We start from the raw sequence: 17,518 nt of genomic DNA, 5'->3' as shown, positions 1-17,518 counted from the left end.
TGTCCACAACGGGGTGTTGGCCAGGGATTCGCTGCTGATTTCGCGGAGCCCTTTGTTATCGAGTCGATACTGTGGGATGGCGAAGTCAGATCACTCATCGTCGAGGGAAGGTTCTTCCAGTTCGAGTAGTGCGGCATCGTCCGGGTGGAGGTTCTCGTTCGGTTGCACCGAGCGGGTCAGCGAATCGTCCCGCTCGACATCGTCGGGAGTCTGGACGATCTGCAATCCCCGTTCCAGGACGTTTATTCGCTCGAGATCGTCGCCGGACGAACCCGCGAAGAAGGCAGCGGCAACCGCGTCACGGACCAGCGCCTCCGCGAGGTCCCAGTCCTGGATGTAGTCCGCGACGGGAACCGACGGGTCCCGCCGCATCGCGGCATCGCTGCTGCACTCCTGGAAGTAGACCCCGACCAGTTCCTGGGACCGGTCCCATTGCTCCTTCAGACCGGACGCGACGGCCTTGACCCGCAACTGCGAACGGAGGTCGAGGGCAGCGGCGGACCTCATCGGCGGGGAGGCGCGAACCTGGTCGACGTAGTCGTCGAACCCGATAGCCGCGACATCCCCGACCGTGTTGACGATCGCCGGCCAGTTCTGCCCCAGATGGTCGAGGAGATCACCGTCCGTGATGGTCGTCGACTCGATGTGTCGAACGATCGTCTCAAGCGATCTGTTCGGGTCGTCGTACACACCGTCCCGCTGTGCTTGACGAAGCCATTCCATCTCCACGGCCGTTGCATCACCTGGAACCGATGCCGCGAGCTCGAACGCCTCGCTGGCGGACAATTGTGTACCGGTAGCGACCTGCGGTCCCCACGCGGCGCCGCGGACGCGCAGCAACTCTCCTGCGCGCTGCATGACGTCCGTCAATCGCTGCGCTGTGCCGGCGGCTGCGGGTCCATCGCCTTCGGAGGCGCCGGGGGCACATGCCCTGCGTGGTTCAGCGCTCGCCGCGGGGTGATTGATCTGCGCCGCGGGGTGGTTGATCTGTTTGTTGGTGGCGGTGGACGTGTCCTTGGACTGGTACTTCCACGCTCCGATCGTCACGGCGGTGAGGACCACGACTGCCGCAACGACCACGAGAGTTGTCAGCCCCTGCTTCCGTGGCGACTGCACGCTCACCGTCCCTTCAACACCGTCTCCGTGGATTGGTCTGGAGAAACTGGAAACCAATGCGAACGCTACCGGGCAGGCGGTTTCGCTGATCGGCCGATGGGAAGTTGCTTGTCGGTGAATGTCTTCGAGGTCACTCGCTGTTTGTGACACTCGTGGCCGCCCACCCCGCAGGGTGGGCGGCCACAGAGTTGGTGGTGTGGTGGGAGCCGGTCAGGATCCGAAGATCGGGCCGAGGGAGCCGGTTGCCGAGGATTCGGAGGTGACCGACGCGAGCGCGAGGGAATGGAAGCCGCCGGCGGCGACGGCGGTGTAGGTCTGCCCGATAGGCGGCGCCGGCACGACGGACACCTCGTAGGCGTTGTTTCCCCAGCCGATCACCTGTCCGGCGGAGGTCAACGCGACGGAATGGGCGCGGCCAGCGGCGATCGCGGTGTAGGTCTGCCCGGCCGGCGGGGCCGGCACGGCGGTCTGCTTGAATTCGTTGCTTCCCCAGGCGATCACCTGCCCGGCGGAGGTCAGTGCCAGCGAATGGGAGTAGCCGGCGGCGATCGCGGTGTAGGTCTGCCCGGCCGGCGGCGCCGGCACGGCGGTCTGACCCTCGTAGTTGTATCCCCAGGCGATCACCTGCCCGGCGGAGGTCAGTGCCAGCGAATGGGAGTAGCCGGCGGCGATCGCGGTGTAGGTCTGCCCGGCCGGCGGCGCCGGCACGGCGGTCTGACCCTCGTTGGTGTATCCCCAGGCGATCACCTGTCCGGCGGAGGTCAGTGCGAGGGAATGGAAGCCGCCGGCGGCGATCGCGGTGTAGGTCTGCCCGGCCGGCGGGGCCGGCACGGCGGTCTGACCCTTGTAGTCTCCCCAGGCGATCACCTGACCGGCGGAGGTCAACGCGAGGGAATGGGAGCCGCCGGCGGCGACGGCGGTGTAGGTCTGCCCGGCCGGCGGGGCCGGCACGGCGTTCTGACCGTTGTCGCCCTCGGGGGCCACCTGCCCGTTGTCGTTGTTTCCCCAGGCGGCCACCTGCCCGGCGGAGGTCAACGCGAGGGAATGGTAGAGGCCGGCGGCGATCGCGGTGTAGGTCTGCCCGGTAGGCGGCGTCGGCACGGCGGTCTGCCCGTCGTAGTTGTATCCCCAGGCGATCACCTGGCCGCCGGGCGGGACCGGGACCCCGACCGGGGCCGCGGCCGCGGGAGCGGCCAGCGCCACGGCGATACCGGTCGCGGCGAGAGCCGTCAGGACCGTACGCCGGAATCGGGGCGCGCGGCGGCCGGTCGAGTGTCGGGGCGGAGCGTCCCCACCGTGTGGTGAGGCCGGGGCGGCGAGCAGCATCGAGATCGGTTCCTTCGTATGAGAGTGGTGAACGGTGACCACCAGCAGGCGGACGTAGCGGCGGCACCACTCGGAAGCAGGCAAAACCGGATAGTCGGCCCACTGCAAATTCGCACCATAACAGGGCAAATCGGAGGGCATAAGTGGCAATCAGGAGAGATAGCCGAAAGTGGCCAAATACCGAGGGCGCATCCGGGACGTCGGCCGCAACTCGCGGTCGAGATTTGCGAGCGCAGCGCGCGAAGTCGAGCCGAGGGACGTTCGTTCGCGTGCGTAGCGGGATCAGATCCGCCGCATCACCGACACCACCTTGCCGAGGATGACGGCCTCGTCGCCGTCGATGACCTCGTAGGCGGGGTTGCGGGGCTCGAGGTACACGTGGCCGTTCCGTCGGCGCAGCACTTTCACTGTGGCCTCGCTGTCGATCATCGCGGCGACGATCTCGCCGGAATGGGCCTCGTCCTGGCGGCGCACCACGACGGTGTCGCCGTCGCAGATCGCGGCGTCGACCATGGACTCGCCGCGCACCCGCAGCGCGAACACGGTGCCGGAGCCGACGAGCTCACGCGGCAGGGCCAGTACCTCGTCGGCGTGCTCCTCCGCGAGAATCGGTGCGCCGGCCGCGATGTCACCGACGACGGGAACCGCCACCGTGTTCTCCGTCGCCCGTCCCGGCGCGGAACCGGCGAGGAAGGGGCGCACGTCCAGCTGGCGGGTCATCGCCCCGCCGCGGCGCAGGAAACCGCTGTCCTCGAGGATCCGCAGATGCTTGGACACCGTCGACGTCGAACGCAGTCCCACCGCGTCCGCGATCTCACGGGTACTCGGCGGGCACCCGTACGCGTCGACCCAGTCCCGGATCGTCAGCAGGATCCGTTGCCGGCGGGGCGGCAGGGTGGAGGCGTCGAGGCCACCGAACATGTCGAGATCGTCGTAACCGGTCACCCGGCGAATGGTAGTGGGGGCCGGGGACACCCCCGGAAACAGCGAAGGTGTGGGACCACGAACGTGATCCCACACCTTCACCGGTGGTTACTTCAGTGTCCGCCGTTCGCCTTCAGACGCTCGACGGCCTCCGCGATGACCTTCTCCGCCTCGGCGCGACCGACCCAGTCGGCGCCCGTGACGTGCTTGTTCGGCTCGAGATCCTTGTAGTGCACGAAGAAGTGCTTGATCGCGTCCAGTTCGAACTGCGCGACGTCGGCCAGGTCCTGGATGTGATCCCAGCGCGGGTCACCCGCGGGGACACACAGCACCTTGTCGTCGCCGCCGGCCTCGTCGACCATCTTGAACATGCCGACCGGGCGAGCCTCGACGATGACGCCGGGGAACACGGACTCGGGCAGCAGCACCATCGCGTCCAGCGGATCGCCGTCCTCGCCGAGGGTGTTCTCGATGTAGCCGTAGTCGGCGGGGTAGCCGAAGGAGGTGTAGAGGTAGCGGTCCAGCTTCACGCGGCCGGTCTCGTGATCGACCTCGTACTTGTTGCGCTGGCCCTTGGGGATTTCGATGGTGACGTCGAACTCCACGTCTTGTCCTCACTGTCCTGTCTGCGGCTGCCGCCTCGGTAGACGGTTCGGGAAAAGGGTAGCGGGTCGGCGATACTGTGTTGTGCAGGTGCCGGGCACTTGGTCGGCCCCTCGCGCGAAACGGTCTGAGTAGTCCGAGAAGTCGGTGGAGCGAGAACCCGGAGGGATGTTGGCGGGCGAGGGAAAGAAGAAGATCGGCACCCTGGCGGGGCGTCGACGCCGAAATATCCGGATCCTGATGGCGTTGGCGGCTGTGCTCGTCCTCGCCGCCGCCGGCACCACGATCGTGGTGATGCAGCGCGGGACCGCCACCGCCGCCGAGGACGTGGTCGCCGTGCCCCCGGAGCCGTCGCCCATCAGCGCGACACCGCAGGTGGCGCCGCTGTCCGACGACGCCCCGATGCCGACGCCGCAGGCACTGGCGGCGGCCCTCGCGCCGGTCGTGGCCAACCCCGCGCTCGGCGCGTTCACCGGTTCCGTCGCCGACGCCCTCACCGGCAACGTGCTGTGGAGCCAGAACCCGGACACCCCGATGACGCCGGCATCGACCACCAAGATCCTCACCGCGGCCGCCGCGATGCTCGCGCTGCCCGCCGACCACCGGGTCGCGACGCAGGTGGTGCAGGGCTCGCGGCCCGGTGAGATCGTCCTCGTCGGCGACGGCGACCCGACGCTCACCGCGCAGCCGGCAGGGCAGCCGGGCTACTACCCGGGGGCACCGCGCATCGCGGACCTCGTCGAGCAGATCCAGCGCGCGGGCGCGCCGGTGGACAGCATCGTCGTCGACACCAGCGCGTACACCGGCCCGACGATGGCACAGGGCTGGATGCCCGACGACGTCGCCGCCGGCTACATCGCGCCCACCGAACCGCTCATGATCGACGGTGGCCGGATCTCGCCGCTCGCCGACGAGTCGCCGCGCAGCGCCACCCCCGCGCTCGACGCCGGCCGCGTCCTGGCGCAGGCCCTCGGCATCGACCCCGCCCGTGTCACCCTCGGCAAGGCCGAATCCGGTGCCGCCCCCGTCGCGAGCGTGCTGTCGGCGCCGCTGCGCGACCGGCTCGGTCAGATGATGCGCAAGTCGGACAACGTGCTCGCCGAGGCCATCGCCCGCGAGGTCGCGGGCGCGAAGAACGCCGAAGGATCGTTCGCGGGTGCCACCGCGTCCATCTCGCAGACGCTGTACGACGCCGGTTTCGGGATGGACGGGCTCACCCTGCACGACGGCAGCGGCCTATCCGTCGACAACCGCATTCCCGCCCGGCTCCTCAACGAGACGCTCACGGCCGCGGCCGGCGACACCAAGCCGCAGTTGCGGCCCATGCTCGACGACCTGCCCGTCGCCGGCGCCACCGGCACGCTCTCGGACCGGTACGCCTCGGGGGACCGGACCGGCGCGGGTTGGGTGCGGGCCAAGACGGGAACTCTCTCGGTCGCCAGCGTGTTGACCGGATATGTCGTCGACGTCGACGGCCGGGTCCTCACCTTCGCGCTGATGTCCAACAACAGTCCACCGGAGGCGAGCCGTCCCGCGCTGGACGCGGTCGCCGGGGCGCTGCGGCTGTGCGGATGCCGGTGAGTTGAGGGGAAGTGAGCGGTGAGGTGACGGAGCCGGAGAGCGGATTCGGGAATGCGGTGGACTGGAGTCTGGCCGCCCGGACGGGTGCGCGGCTGGCTCCGGCCGGGCCGTCGACGTCCCGGTACACCGCGCAGTCGGTGGTGGCGGAACTCGAGTCCGCGTCGATCCGGGCGGAGGGCCCGGTCCGGGAGGTCACCGGTCTCGCGGACGGGCTGCCGATCCCGACCGCGCAGGTCGTGGACCGGGCCGGCTGGATCCGTGCCGCCGCGCACTCGATGGCGCAGCTGACCGGGACCGACATCGATGCCGCGCAGCGCACGCTGATCGCCGGCAAGCCCGGTGGTGTGCAGGCCGGAGCGATGCTGGCCTACCTGTCGTCCGCGATTCTCGGCCAGTACGACCCGTTCACCGGCGAACACGGCACCCTGCTGCTGGTGGCGCCCAACGTGCTGCAGGTCGAGCGCACCCTGAAGGTGCCGCCCAGCGACTTCCGGCTGTGGGTGTGCCTGCACGAGGTGACCCACCGGGTGCAGTTCTCGTCGGCGCCGTGGATGGGCGAGTACATGCGCCAGTCCGTCGCCACCCTCGGCGAGTCGACCGACGAGCCGATGGGCGAGTTCGTCGCCCGGCTGTCCGGGGCACTGCGCGACCGCCGCCGCGGCGAGGACCTGCCCGCCGACCAGCGCGGAGTCATCGGGCTCCTGCGGGCCACCCAGGCCGAACCGCAGCGCCGAGCGCTGGACCGGATGCTGATGCTCGGCACCGTCCTCGAAGGGCACGCCGACCACGTGATGGACGCCGTCGGGCCCGAGGTCGTGCCGTCGGTGGTGCGGATCCGCAATGCGTTCGACGCGCGCCGCCGCCGCAAGAGCAACCCGGTGCAGCGACTGGTGCGGGCACTGCTCGGCATGGACGCCAAGATGGCGCAGTACGTGCGCGGCAAGAGCTTCGTCGACGCCGTCGTCGCGCGCGTGGGTATGGAGCAGTTCAACGCCGTCTGGTCCGGGGCCGAGGCCATGCCGACCGTCGACGAGATCGACAACCCCGACGCCTGGATCACCCGGGTGCTGGGGTGACGGTGCCCGCCGTCCTGCCCGAGGCCCCCGCGATCCTCGAGATCCGGCACGCGGTGCGTGCGTGGCTGGCGCGGCACGAACCGGCCGGTGGTGTCGTCGTCGCGCTCTCGGGCGGGGCGGACTCGCTCGCGCTGACCGCGGCCGCCGTCGCCGAGGCACCCGCGGTGCGGGCACTGGTCGTCGACCACCGCCTGCAGGACGGGTCCGGTGACGTCGCCGCCGTCGCGGCCTCCCGGGCGCTCGCACTGGGCTGCGCCGGCGCCGACGTCGTGGCGGTGGACGTGACGGGCCCGGGAGGACTCGAGGCCGCCGCCCGCGCCGCCCGGTACGCCGCTCTCGATGCGGGCCGGAGCGGCCGGCCCGTCCTGCTCGGGCACACCCTCGACGACCAGGCCGAGACGGTGCTGCTCGGTCTGGCCCGGGGTTCCGGGGGACGTTCGATCCGTGGCATGGCCGAGTACGACGCGCCGTGGGGGCGTCCGTTGCTCGGGGTGCGCCGCGCGACGACACGGACCGCGTGCGCCGAACTGGGGCTCGAACCGCACGAGGACCCACACAACTCCGATCCCGGGTTCACCCGGGTGCGGCTGCGCACCGAGGTGCTGCCGCTGCTCGAGGACGTCCTCGGGGGCGGTGTCGCCCCGGCCCTGGCCCGCACCGCCGAGCAGCTCCGCGAGGACGGCGAGGTGCTCGACACACTTTCCCGACAGGCGCTGGCGGCGGCCCGCGACGGCGACGACCTCGTAGTCGAGCGGCTGATCGATGTCCCGGTCGCGGTGCGGCGCCGTGTCCTGCGGTTGTGGCTCCACGACCGCGGTGCGAAGGCGTTGACCGACCGGCAGTTACGCGCCGTGGACGAACTGGTCGGGCGGTGGCGGGGGCAGGGTGGTGTCGCAGTCGGGGGCGGAAGACCGGGAGTCAGGTTGGTTGCATCCCGGCGGCGTGGCAGGCTGTCGGCGGGGTTCGTGAACGACTGAAGGGAATGCTCCGTGTACGAGGGCGACATCGCATCGGTACTCATCTCCGAGGAGCAGATCAAGGAGCGCACGGCCGAACTGGCCGAGGCCATCGCCGAGCGCTATCCGGTGGGCGCGCCGGAAGGTGACCTGCTGCTGGTGGGTGTCCTCAAGGGCGCCATCTTCTTCATGACCGACTTCGCGCGGGCACTGTCGATCCCCACCCAGATGGAGTTCATGGCCGTCAGCTCGTACGGCTCGTCGACGTCGTCGTCCGGTGTCGTGCGGATCCTCAAGGACCTCGACAAGGACATCGCCGGTCGCCACGTGCTGATCGTCGAGGACATCATCGACTCCGGTCTGACGCTGTCGTGGCTGATGCGCAACCTCAAGACCCGCAACCCGGCGTCGCTCGAGGTCGTGACGCTGCTGCGCAAGCCCGAGGCGTGCAAGGTCGACATCGAGGTCGCGCACGTCGGCTTCGACATCCCCAACGAGTTCGTCGTCGGCTACGGCCTGGACTACGCCGAGCGCTACCGCGACCTGCCCTACATCGGCACCCTCGACCCCAAGGTGTACGGCGGATAGTTCCCCTGCGACACCACGCGCTCGAGGGCGCGTAGGTCCTCTTCGAGCAGGCGGAACAGCCAGTACACCAGCACGAAGGCGACCACACCGCCGACGCACAGCACCCGCACCGCGTAGATGACGACGGAGATTTCGTCGGGGGACAGGAACGTCACCCCGGCGACTCCGACCAACGGCACCGATGCGGCCACCGCCAGATACAGGGTGCTGCGGCGGTCCAGTCCGCGTAGCCGGCGCTCGTCGCTGCTGCTGGTGATGCCGTGCGGCAGCAGCGACGGATACAGGCAGCGGACGGCGTAGAAGCTGACGACGAAGAACGGGTACGCGACGGCGACCGCGCCGCACACGATCTGCGATCCCAAGAAGTGCACGTACGCGCCATGCGGGATGCTGCCCGCCGCGAACTGCAGCGAGACGGGGAAGACGATCCCCGCGACCAGCCACAGCGTGAACACCACGGCCACGATCCGGTCGCCCATCAGCAGCGTGTCGGCGCGGGCCCGCGCGAGGGTCGCGGCGTCGTAGGACTTGCCCTTGCGCAGGCCACGGGGCACCGAGATGACGTGCCGGCAGAAGTACACGATCAGCAGGAACCCGAGAGGGAACAGGGTGCTGTTGATCACCTGCGAGATCTCGACGAACCGCTGCTGCGCCTCCGGGGAGAGTTCCTCGATGATCAGCGTCTGGTTGTGGTGGTAGTTGTACATCGCGGCCAGCGCGTTCGGCACGCCCACCCCGACCGCGACGATGGGGATCATCCACGGCCGCAGCCGGGCCCGCCAGCTGTTCGGCGGCGGATCGACGAGGTCGCGGGCGCGCGCGTCCAGGCACAGGTCGAACTGCTGCGCCAGTTCGGCGCCGGTCGCCCAGCGCCCCTCGGGATCGGGGGCCAGGCACGTCAGCAGTACGCGTCGCAGCGCGGCGGGACAGTCGTCGGGCAGATCGGACTGGAACTGCGGGTCGATGTCGCGTCGGCGCAGCGCGAGCATCCGCTCGAGGGACGTCGCCGACTCGCCGGCGCCCTGCTCGTCCGCGAAGGGCCGGCGACCTGTGAGCAGCTCCCACAGCATCACACCGAGCGCGTAGACATCGCTGCGGACGTCGAGGTCGGCCGCCGATCCGGCCATGTCGGGATGGCAGGCCTCCAACTGCTCCGGTGACATGTAGGCCAGCGAGCCGCCGAAGTACGCGACCGGGCTGGTGCCGGCGACGCAGTCGCTGAAGCTGATGTTGAAGTCCGCGAGCTTCGGGACGCCCTCCGACGTCAGGAGCACGTTCGCGGGCTTGATGTCCCGGTGCAGGACGCCGCGGCTGTCGGCGTAGTCGAGGGCGTCGGCGAGCCGTCGGCCCAGCCATGCCACCGTCTCGGGCCACGTCAGCCCGGCGATCTCGTCCCGCACGCTCGAGTCGCTGGGACGGATCTCGCCCTTGCGTTCGAGGGTCTCGTCGATCGCGTCGAGCAGCAGCCGGCCGGTGCGCGGGTGCTCGGGATCGTCCGGCTCCTCGCGCACGCGGCGCAGCACACCGAGCAGCGTGCCGCCCGGCACGTACTGCATGTACAGCAGCTTCAGCTCGCGGTCCGTGAGGAGCCGCTGGTCGAACACCCGCACGATGTAGTCGTGGTCCAGCTGGGCGAGGGTCTGCGGCTCGGTGCCGTGGTCGTGCGAGATCTTCACCGCGACCAGTCGTTGCATCGACCGCTGCCGCGCCAGGAACACGCGTGCGAACGACCCGCGGCCGAGCCCGGTCAGCAGATCGAAGTCGTCGATGCAGTCGCCGACGTCCACCTGGTCGAGGGCGTGCTGCGCGCCGGGCTGTGCGATCAGCGTGCTGCGGTAGTCGCCCGCGCCGTTGCCGACCCGGGCCAGCTGCTCGGCGAGTGCGGGGAACTCGCGCGCGTACGCCTCCGCGTCGGCGACCCGGCCGCAGCGTCGGCGCAGGTGGAAGTCCTCGTAGATCAGGTCGAGGGGCAGCGGCTTCGCGTGCAGGTCCGGGAACTCGGAGTGATAGTCCGTCAGCGGCTTCGGCCGGTCGGTCCGCAACAGCCGGTAGTCGAGATCGACCTTGATCAACTCCACCAGCGCGGCACGGCGCAACGCGTCGCCCACGGCCAGCCCGCCGGGCAGGAACGTCTCGATGTCGGGCGGCTCGCCGGTGGTCTCCCACTCGGCCGCGAACCGGGCCACCACGTCCGCCAGGAACGAGACGGTCTGCGCGCCGAGATCCGGCGGCGCCCCGGCTGCGGCCGTGGGAGCCGTCGTCGCAGCGAGGTCCGCCGAACCAGCGCTTGCCGAACCTGGGCCATCCATCACTCGTCACCGTTCGGGAGAGGGCAGCGGCCGGAAGGGTGGGGTGAACTCACCCCTCGGGGTACTCGAAATGATATCGCCGTCGGCGGCATACTCGGCAGGTGCAGGATCACCTGGTCGAGGAGTTCACCGCAGTTTCCATCGCTGCCCGCGTGCGTTCCGGTGCGCTGTCGCCGGTAGATGTCGTCGCGGACGCGCTCCGCCGCATCGAGCAACGCAACCCGCGGATCAACGCGTTCGTGCGCGTGCTGGGGGAGCGGGCTCGCGCCGAGGCTCAGGCCCTGGCCTCGCACCCCGACCTGTCGAGCCTGCCGCTGGCCGGGGTGCCGGTCGCGATCAAGGACAACGTCGAGGTCGAAGGCGAGCCGATGCGTGACGGGTCAGCGGCGACCGATCCGGGCCCGTCCACCCACGACCACCCCACGGTGGCCAGGCTGCGCGCGGCCGGGGCGATCCCGGTGGGGCTGACGGCGGTGCCCGAGCTGTGCGTCTGGGGTGCCGTCGACTCACCCGGCGTGATCACGCGCAATCCCTGGAATCCGGACCGGGTCCCCGGCGGCTCGTCCGGTGGTTCCGCCGCCGCCGTCGCCGACGGCATGGTGCCGATCGCGCTGGCGGCCGACGGCATGGGCTCGATCCGGATCCCGTCGGCCGCGTGCGGAGTGTTCGGCATCAAGCCGGGCCGTGGTCTGGTGCCGGCCGAGCTGGGCGCGCACTCGTGGTTCGGGATGTCGGAGAACGGGCCGATCGCGACCACCGTGGAGGATGCGGCGCTGATGCTGTCGGTGCTGGCCGACGATCCGTCGCTGGCTGAGATCCCGGAGTCGCGACCCCTGCGCGTCGGTGTCGCGGTCAACACGGCGTCGCCGATCCTGCGCGTCGACGCGGACTGGGCGCGCGGTGTCGAGCAGACCCGGCTTGTCCTCGCGGAGGCCGGACACCGGACCAGCGAGACGAGGGTGCCGTACCCGCCGAACATGTCGGCGGCGTTCCTGCGCTGGTTCGCCGGCACCGCCGACGACGCCGCCGACCTCGATCCCGCGTTGCTGCAGCCGCGGACCCGGTGGCACGCCGCGATCGGGCGGGCCGTCAACCGGGCGGGGCTGGTGCGGTCGTCGCAGGTGGACCGTCTCGATGCGCGAATGCGGTCCTTCTTCATCGCGTACGACGTGGTGTTGACGCCGTCGCTGGCCCAACCGCCGATCGAGGCGCTCCCGTGGAGCGAGAAGTCGTGGGCGGCCAACCTTGTCGCAAATGTACGATATGCCCCGTTCAGCGCGATGTGGAACGTGCTCGGCTGGCCGGCTGCCAGCGTGCCGGTCGGTATGCACCCCACGTCGGGTACGCCGATCGCGGTCCAGATCGTCGCACCGCCGGGCGGGGAATCGACGGTGCTCGCGGTCGCGGCCGAACTCGAGCGGCGACAGGCCTGGCCTCGCCACGCACCCGTGTGACTTGCGGCACGTATCGTCCTGTGTCGAGTGATTTCGGCGGCCAGCGGGAACCGGCGGGGGGCCGGCGTGCGTTGAACGGATTGACTCCACTTCTCGGAGTGGATGGCTGCTACCAGGCGTCGAGCATCATCGTTCGCGGTAATCTGAGGTGTCCGAGCAGCCCGAACGCCGACTGTCCGGGGATCCGGACGGTCGACCCCGTACCTGCACGAGCGTAGCCCGCACTATCGAAAGGACCGGCCGCCGTGGCCGAACCTGTATGAACCGCAAGACTGTGTTCCGCAACCTGGCGATAGTCGCTGGAATCCTGTTGGTGATCTACGCCTTCAGTTACTTCGGTAACGACACGCGCGGGTTCAAGTCGGTCGACACCTCGGTGGCGATCTCGCAGCTCGACTCCAAGAACGTCGAGAAGGCGCAGATCGACGACCGCGAGCAGCAGGTGCGCCTGTGGCTCAAGGACGGCAACGAGGCGACCCAGGATTCGAAGCAGATCATCGCCAAGTACCCGAACGCGGCGTCCGAGCAGATCTTCGACAAGGTCTCCGGATCCGGGGCGCAGGAGTTCAACACCAGCGTCACGCAGGAGAGTTGGCTGACGTCGCTCCTGCTGTTCGTGCTGCCGATGATCATCCTGCTGGGCATCTTCTTCTTCGTCATGAACCGCATGCAGGGCGGCGGGCGCGGCGGAATGATGGGCTTCGGCAAGTCCAAGGCCAAGCAGCTGTCGAAGGACATGCCCAAGACCACCTTCGCGGACGTCGCGGGCGCCGACGAGGCGGTCGAGGAGCTCTACGAGATCAAGGACTTTCTCCAGAATCCGGCTCGCTACCAGGCGTTGGGCGCGAAGATCCCGAAGGGCGTGCTGCTCTACGGTCCTCCTGGTACCGGCAAGACGCTGCTGGCGCGCGCCGTCGCCGGTGAGGCCGGCGTGCCGTTCTTCACGATCTCCGGTTCGGACTTCGTCGAGATGTTCGTCGGTGTCGGCGCCTCGCGTGTCCGCGACCTGTTCGAGCAGGCCAAGCAGAACAGCCCGTGCATCATCTTCGTCGACGAGATCGACGCGGTCGGCCGCCAGCGTGGCGCCGGCCTCGGCGGTGGCCACGACGAGCGCGAGCAGACCCTCAACCAGTTGCTGGTCGAGATGGACGGCTTCGGCGACCGCACCGGCATCATCCTGATCGCCGCGACCAACCGCCCCGACATCCTCGATCCCGCACTGCTGCGTCCCGGACGTTTCGACCGGCAGATCCCGGTCGGCGCGCCCGACCTGGCCGGCCGCCGCGCGATCCTCAAGGTCCACTCGCAGGGCAAGCCGATCGCGCAGGACGCCGACCTCGAGGGTCTGGCGAAGCGCACCGTCGGCATGTCCGGTGCGGACCTGGCGAACGTCATCAACGAGGCCGCGCTGCTCACCGCGCGCGAGAACGGCACCGTGATCACCGAGGCGGCGCTCGAGGAGTCCGTCGACCGCGTGATCGGTGGTCCGCGCCGCAAGAGCCGGATCATCTCCGAGCACGAGAAGAAGATCACCGCGTACCACGAGGGCGGTCACACGCTCGCGGCGTGGGCGATGCCGGACATCGAGCCGATCTACAAGGTCACGATCCTGGCCCGCGGCCGCACGGGCGGTCACGCGATGACCGTGCCCGAGGACGACAAGGGCCTGATGACGCGGTCCGAGATGATCGCTCGACTGGTGATGGCGATGGGCGGTCGTGCCGCCGAGGAGCTCGTGTTCCACGAGCCCACGACGGGCGCGTCCTCCGACATCGACCAGGCCACCAAGATTGCGCGCGCGATGGTCACCGAATACGGCATGAGCGCCAAGCTCGGTGCGGTCCGCTACGGCCAGGAACAGGGCGATCCGTTCCTGGGTCGGTCGATGGGCATGAACTCCGACTACTCGCACGAGGTCGCCCGCGAGATCGACGAGGAGGTGCGCAACCTGATCGAGGCCGCGCACACCGAGGCGTGGTCCATCCTCAACGAGTACCGCGACGTCCTCGACATCCTGGCGCGCGAGCTGCTCGAGCGGGAGACGCTCACCCGGAAGGATCTCGAGCAGATCTTCACGAGCGTCGAGAAGCGTCCGCGGATCACCGCGTTCAACGTCTTCGGTGAGCGCACGCCGTCGGACAAGCCGCCGATCAAGACGCCGCGCGAACTCGCGGTGGAGCGCGGCGAGACGTGGCCGCCGACCGTCGAGCCCGAGCCGACGCCGGAGGTGCCGCAGCCGACCTTCGTCAAGCGCGATACGGTGCCGACCCCGCCCGCCAACGGGCACGCGGCACCCGATCCGTCACGGCACCAGCAGCAGGCGCACCCGCAGCAGCCGGCCGCGCCGGTGCAGGGCACGCGACCGGACTACGGCGCCCCCGCGGGCTGGTCGGCCCCGGGCTGGCCTCCGCAGGAACCGGACGGCCGGGGTCGCCCGCAGAACCCGAGCGGCTGGCAACCGTATCCGCAGTGGGAGCCGCCGCAGCAGCAGCGGCCCACCGATCCCGAGGGACGTCCGGTCCACCGACCTGGCGATCAGGGGACCGGACGGTCTGATGACGATGCGCGGACGCAGGCATGGGAGGGGCCGAGCGGCCCGCAGTAGTCGGCTCGGAACTAGGCTTAGCCCTGGCTCACCCCGTTTCGGTGTGGGTCAGGGCATTCAGCCCCGATACTGGAGGTGCGGTCGGTTGTCGGTGAATCAGCTGGGGAGTGAGCCGGTCGCGCTCATGACGGGAAGGCCTTTCGATCAGGCACGGGCCGAGGCCGCGGTTCGCGAACTCCTGATTGCGGTCGGTGAGGATCCCGACCGCCCGGGTCTGCTCGATACTCCGGCGCGCGTTGCGCGCGCATACCGTGAGGTGTTCGCGGGTCTCTACACCGACCCGGACGACGTACTGAACACGACGTTCGACGAGGGCCACCAGGAACTGGTGCTGGTCCGCGACATCCCCATGTACTCGACCTGCGAGCACCACCTGGTCTCGTTCCACGGCGTCGCGCACGTGGGCTACATCCCCGGCCCGACCGGTCGGGTGACGGGCCTGTCGAAGCTGGCACGTCTGGTCGATCTCTACGCGAAGCGCCCGCAGGTGCAGGAGCGGCTCACGAGCCAGATCGCCGACGCGATGATGCGCAAGCTCGATCCCCGCGGCGTGATCGTCGTGGTCGAGGCCGAGCACCTGTGCATGGCGATGCGCGGCATCCGCAAGCCCGGTGCCAGCACTACGACGTCGGCGGTGCGGGGGCTGTTCCAGTCGAACTCCGCCTCCCGTGCTGAGGCTCTGGATCTGATCCTCCGCAAGTGATCGCCTTACCGAACCCGGGCCGCCCCGTCGTGATGGGCGTCCTCAACGTGACCGCCGATTCGTTTTCCGACGGGGGCCGATTCCTCGACCGGGACGCCGCCGTCGCACACGGAGTGCACCTGCACGATCTCGGCGTCGACATCGTCGACGTGGGGGGTGAGTCCACCCGGCCCGGGGCCGCCCGCGTCGACCCGGAGGTCGAGGCGGCCCGGGTGGCGCCGGTGATCGCCGCGCTCGTCGCGGAGGGTGTCACCGTCAGCGTCGACACGATGCGGGCATCGGTGGCGCAGGCCGCGATCGAGGCCGGTGTCACCATCGTCAACGACGTGTCGGGTGGACGCGCTGACGCGGACATGGCCAGGGTCGTCGCCGACGCCGGTGTGCCCTGGATCCTCATGCATTGGCGGCCCACCGGCGGGTTCGTCCACGCCGGCGGGTCGACCCACTACGACGACGTGGTCCGCGACGTCCGGGACGAGCTGATGGTCCAGGTGGACGCGGCCGTCGCGGCCGGGGTGGACCCGAAGGCGATCGCCCTCGATCCGGGCCTCGGTTTCGTCAAGGATCCGCACCACAACTGGCAGCTGCTCAATCGGCTCCCGGAACTGGTCGATCTGGGTTTCCCGGTCCTGATCGGCGCGTCCCGTAAGCGTTTCCTCGGCTCGCTGCTCGCGGACGCCGACGGCACCGTGCGCCCACCGGCCGGCCGCGAGGTCGCGACGGCGGTCGTGTCCGCGCTCGCGGTGACCCACGGTGCGTGGGGCGTGCGGGTGCACGACGCGCAGGCCTCGCTCGACGCGATCGCGGTCGCGGGGGCGTGGGCGCGGGGTTCCCAGAGCCCGAGTCCCAGCGGTGATGTGCCAGGAGGCGGCGGTGAGTGATGGCAGTGATGTCTCGGGCGATCGCATCGAGTTGCGGGGGCTGAAGGTCCGCGGCAACCACGGTGTGTTCGATCACGAGAAGCGGGACGGTCAGGACTTCTTCGTCGACGTGACGCTGTGGATGGATCTGGCGCCGGCTGCCGCGTCGGACGATCTGAAGGACACCTTCGACTACGGCGACCTCGCTCAGCGTGCGGCGACGATCGTCGGGGGACCTGCGCGGGACCTGATCGAGACGGTGGCCGCGGAGATCGCGGACGACGTGATGCGCGACGCCCGCGTCCGGCGCGTCGAGGTGGTGCTGCACAAGCCGTCCGCGCCGATCCCGTTGACATTCGCCGATGTCGCGGTGGTCGCGAGTCGATCGCGCGCGGCCGCCGAGGGCTCCCGGTGAGTCGGGCGGTCCTGTCGATCGGCTCCAACATCGGGGACAGCCTCGCGCATCTGCAGGGTGTCGTCGACGGGCTCCGCGAGTGGATCGTGGTGGTCTCGCCGGTCTACGCGACCGCTCCGTGGGGCGGTGTCGAGCAGCAGGACTTTCTGAACGCGACGGTGATCGTCGATGATCCCGGCACCGACTGCCGGGGCTGGCTTCGACGCGGACAGCAACTCGAGGCCGCGGCCGATCGGATTCGTGAGCAGCGGTGGGGACCGCGCACGTTGGACGTCGACGTCGTCACGTGTGACGGGGTGCGCAGCGACGATCCGGAGCTGACTCTTCCGCATCCCCGCGCGCACGAACGCGCCTTCGTATTGGTGCCCTGGCTGGATGTGGACCCGGATGCGACGCTCGATGTGGGCGGGATCACCGTCCGCGTCGATGAGCTGGTCACGGGCCTCGACGCGGCCGAAAGAGCCGGAGTTCGCCGGACGGCGCTGCAACTGGAACTACGGTAGCCGTGATGAAGCCGACCCGGATCTGGGACCTGCTGTCGCTGGCACTGCTGGCCGCAGTCGCGACATGGTTGCTGGTGCGTGTCTCGTATGGCTCGCTGCCCCCGATTCCCATCTACGCCGGGGCATCGCTGTACCCGGTGGCGCTCATCGAGGTGGTGTTGGCGTTCGTGATCCGGGCCCGGGTTCGTGGGCACGCGATCGGCCCGGGGCCGCGTCAGCTGCACCCGATCACCGCGGCCCGAGCGGCGGCGCTGGCGAAGGCGTCGGCACTGGTCGGTGCGGCGAGTGCCGGCGTGTGGGCAGGTTTCCTGGTGTTCCTGTGGCCGCAGCGTTCGGAGTTCCGGGCGGCGGTGTCGGACAGTCCCGGCGCGATCGTCGGGCTGGTTGCCGCGGTCTTGCTGGTGGTGGCCGCGATGTGGCTCGAGCACTGTTGCCGGACTCCGGACGAGCCGCCGGACGAACCCGCGCACTGATCTGCGCAACCGGACAAACGGGATTG

The 17,518-nt window shown here is 69.8% G+C and carries 16 protein-coding genes; 11 read left to right on the top strand and 5 right to left on the bottom strand.

Annotated features, from left to right (window positions below; genetic code table 11):
* Positions 1 to 90: 90 nt before the first annotated feature.
* From J2X34_RS16375 to J2X34_RS16360, 4 genes are all read right to left on the bottom strand, one after another.
* On the bottom strand, positions 91 to 1,116 hold the full coding sequence (locus tag J2X34_RS16375) for a hypothetical protein (RefSeq protein ID WP_429518383.1): 1,026 nt from the start codon (positions 1,114 to 1,116) through the stop codon (positions 91 to 93).
* 210 nt (positions 1,117 to 1,326) lie between these two features.
* On the bottom strand, positions 1,327 to 2,526 hold the full coding sequence (locus tag J2X34_RS16370; RefSeq protein WP_429518381.1) for an RCC1 domain-containing protein: 1,200 nt from the start codon (positions 2,524 to 2,526) through the stop codon (positions 1,327 to 1,329).
* A gap of 198 nt (positions 2,527 to 2,724) precedes the next feature.
* Positions 2,725 to 3,387, bottom strand: coding sequence for a transcriptional repressor LexA (gene lexA, locus J2X34_RS16365; RefSeq protein ID WP_429518379.1), 663 nt, complete (start codon positions 3,385 to 3,387; stop codon positions 2,725 to 2,727).
* A 92-nt stretch (positions 3,388 to 3,479) separates the two neighbouring features.
* The gene (locus J2X34_RS16360) at positions 3,480 to 3,971 is read right to left on the bottom strand and encodes an inorganic diphosphatase (RefSeq protein ID WP_114723448.1); all 492 of its coding nucleotides are present in this window, start codon (positions 3,969 to 3,971) and stop codon (positions 3,480 to 3,482) included.
* 166 nt (positions 3,972 to 4,137) lie between these two features.
* Between J2X34_RS16360 and dacB the strand changes: the two genes are divergently transcribed.
* From dacB to hpt, 4 genes are read left to right on the top strand one after another with little or no spacing between them, the layout of a single operon-like run.
* Positions 4,138 to 5,550, top strand: coding sequence for a D-alanyl-D-alanine carboxypeptidase/D-alanyl-D-alanine endopeptidase (gene dacB, locus J2X34_RS16355; RefSeq protein ID WP_429518377.1), 1,413 nt, complete (start codon positions 4,138 to 4,140; stop codon positions 5,548 to 5,550).
* Between the two features lie 23 nt (positions 5,551 to 5,573).
* The gene (locus J2X34_RS16350) at positions 5,574 to 6,626 is read left to right on the top strand and encodes a zinc-dependent metalloprotease (protein WP_429518375.1); all 1,053 of its coding nucleotides are present in this window, start codon (positions 5,574 to 5,576) and stop codon (positions 6,624 to 6,626) included.
* Positions 6,627 to 6,628: 2 nt separating this feature from the next.
* A complete protein-coding gene (tilS, locus tag J2X34_RS16345) occupies positions 6,629 to 7,603 on the top strand; it encodes a tRNA lysidine(34) synthetase TilS (protein WP_429518427.1) in 975 nt (324 codons plus the stop codon).
* 12 nt (positions 7,604 to 7,615) lie between these two features.
* Positions 7,616 to 8,170 (top strand): hypoxanthine phosphoribosyltransferase, encoded by a 555-nt coding sequence (gene hpt / locus J2X34_RS16340; protein WP_114723446.1) that lies wholly within the window; start codon positions 7,616 to 7,618, stop codon positions 8,168 to 8,170.
* Here the strand turns inward: hpt and J2X34_RS16335 are convergent.
* Positions 8,131 to 10,479: a serine/threonine-protein kinase gene (locus tag J2X34_RS16335; RefSeq protein ID WP_429518372.1), complete on the bottom strand. Its 2,349-nt coding sequence runs from the start codon at positions 10,477 to 10,479 to the stop codon at positions 8,131 to 8,133. The two genes, hpt and J2X34_RS16335, sit on opposite strands and share 40 nt — an antisense overlap.
* 101 nt (positions 10,480 to 10,580) lie before the next feature.
* Here J2X34_RS16335 and J2X34_RS16330 point away from each other — a divergent pair, with 101 nt between their 5' ends.
* The 7 genes from J2X34_RS16330 (at position 10,581) to J2X34_RS16300 (ending at position 17,492) form a co-directional block, all read left to right on the top strand.
* Positions 10,581 to 11,933 (top strand): amidase, encoded by a 1,353-nt coding sequence (locus tag J2X34_RS16330; RefSeq protein ID WP_429518371.1) that lies wholly within the window; start codon positions 10,581 to 10,583, stop codon positions 11,931 to 11,933.
* Between the two features lie 259 nt (positions 11,934 to 12,192).
* Entirely contained in the window at positions 12,193 to 14,538 is a 2,346-nt protein-coding gene (gene ftsH / locus J2X34_RS16325) for an ATP-dependent zinc metalloprotease FtsH (RefSeq protein ID WP_114723443.1), read from the top strand.
* A gap of 85 nt (positions 14,539 to 14,623) precedes the next feature.
* Positions 14,624 to 15,241: a GTP cyclohydrolase I FolE gene (folE, locus tag J2X34_RS16320; protein WP_114723442.1), complete on the top strand. Its 618-nt coding sequence runs from the start codon at positions 14,624 to 14,626 to the stop codon at positions 15,239 to 15,241.
* A gap of 32 nt (positions 15,242 to 15,273) precedes the next feature.
* The gene (folP, locus tag J2X34_RS16315) at positions 15,274 to 16,122 is read left to right on the top strand and encodes a dihydropteroate synthase (RefSeq protein WP_114723441.1); all 849 of its coding nucleotides are present in this window, start codon (positions 15,274 to 15,276) and stop codon (positions 16,120 to 16,122) included.
* Entirely contained in the window at positions 16,115 to 16,516 is a 402-nt protein-coding gene (folB, locus tag J2X34_RS16310) for a dihydroneopterin aldolase (RefSeq protein WP_258558090.1), read from the top strand. Before folP ends, folB begins: the two co-directional genes overlap by 8 nt.
* Positions 16,513 to 17,019, top strand: coding sequence for a 2-amino-4-hydroxy-6-hydroxymethyldihydropteridine diphosphokinase (gene folK / locus J2X34_RS16305; protein WP_114723439.1), 507 nt, complete (start codon positions 16,513 to 16,515; stop codon positions 17,017 to 17,019). The genes folB and folK overlap by 4 nt, the downstream gene beginning before the upstream one ends.
* Before the next feature lie 5 nt (positions 17,020 to 17,024).
* A complete protein-coding gene (locus J2X34_RS16300) occupies positions 17,025 to 17,492 on the top strand; it encodes a DUF3180 domain-containing protein (protein WP_429518367.1) in 468 nt (155 codons plus the stop codon).
* Positions 17,493 to 17,518: the final 26 nt, after the last annotated feature.

Origin of the sequence: Rhodococcus sp. BE178 (assembly GCF_050433545.1) — a bacterium.
GTDB lineage: Bacteria > Actinomycetota > Actinomycetes > Mycobacteriales > Mycobacteriaceae > Prescottella.
Note: the sequence above shows the minus strand (reverse complement) of the source record. Positions and strands in the feature narration are given on the sequence as shown.

Coding starts and splice junctions, on each gene's coding strand:
- dacB (WP_429518377.1), top strand. CDS start 4,138: ATGTTGGCGGGCGAGGGAAAGAAGAAGATCGGCACCCTGGCGGGGCGT.
- J2X34_RS16335 (WP_429518372.1), bottom strand. CDS start 10,479: ATGGATGGCCCAGGTTCGGCAAGCGCTGGTTCGGCGGACCTCGCTGCG.
- ftsH (WP_114723443.1), top strand. CDS start 12,193: ATGAACCGCAAGACTGTGTTCCGCAACCTGGCGATAGTCGCTGGAATC.
- folP (WP_114723441.1), top strand. CDS start 15,274: ATGGGCGTCCTCAACGTGACCGCCGATTCGTTTTCCGACGGGGGCCGA.
- J2X34_RS16300 (WP_429518367.1), top strand. CDS start 17,025: ATGAAGCCGACCCGGATCTGGGACCTGCTGTCGCTGGCACTGCTGGCC.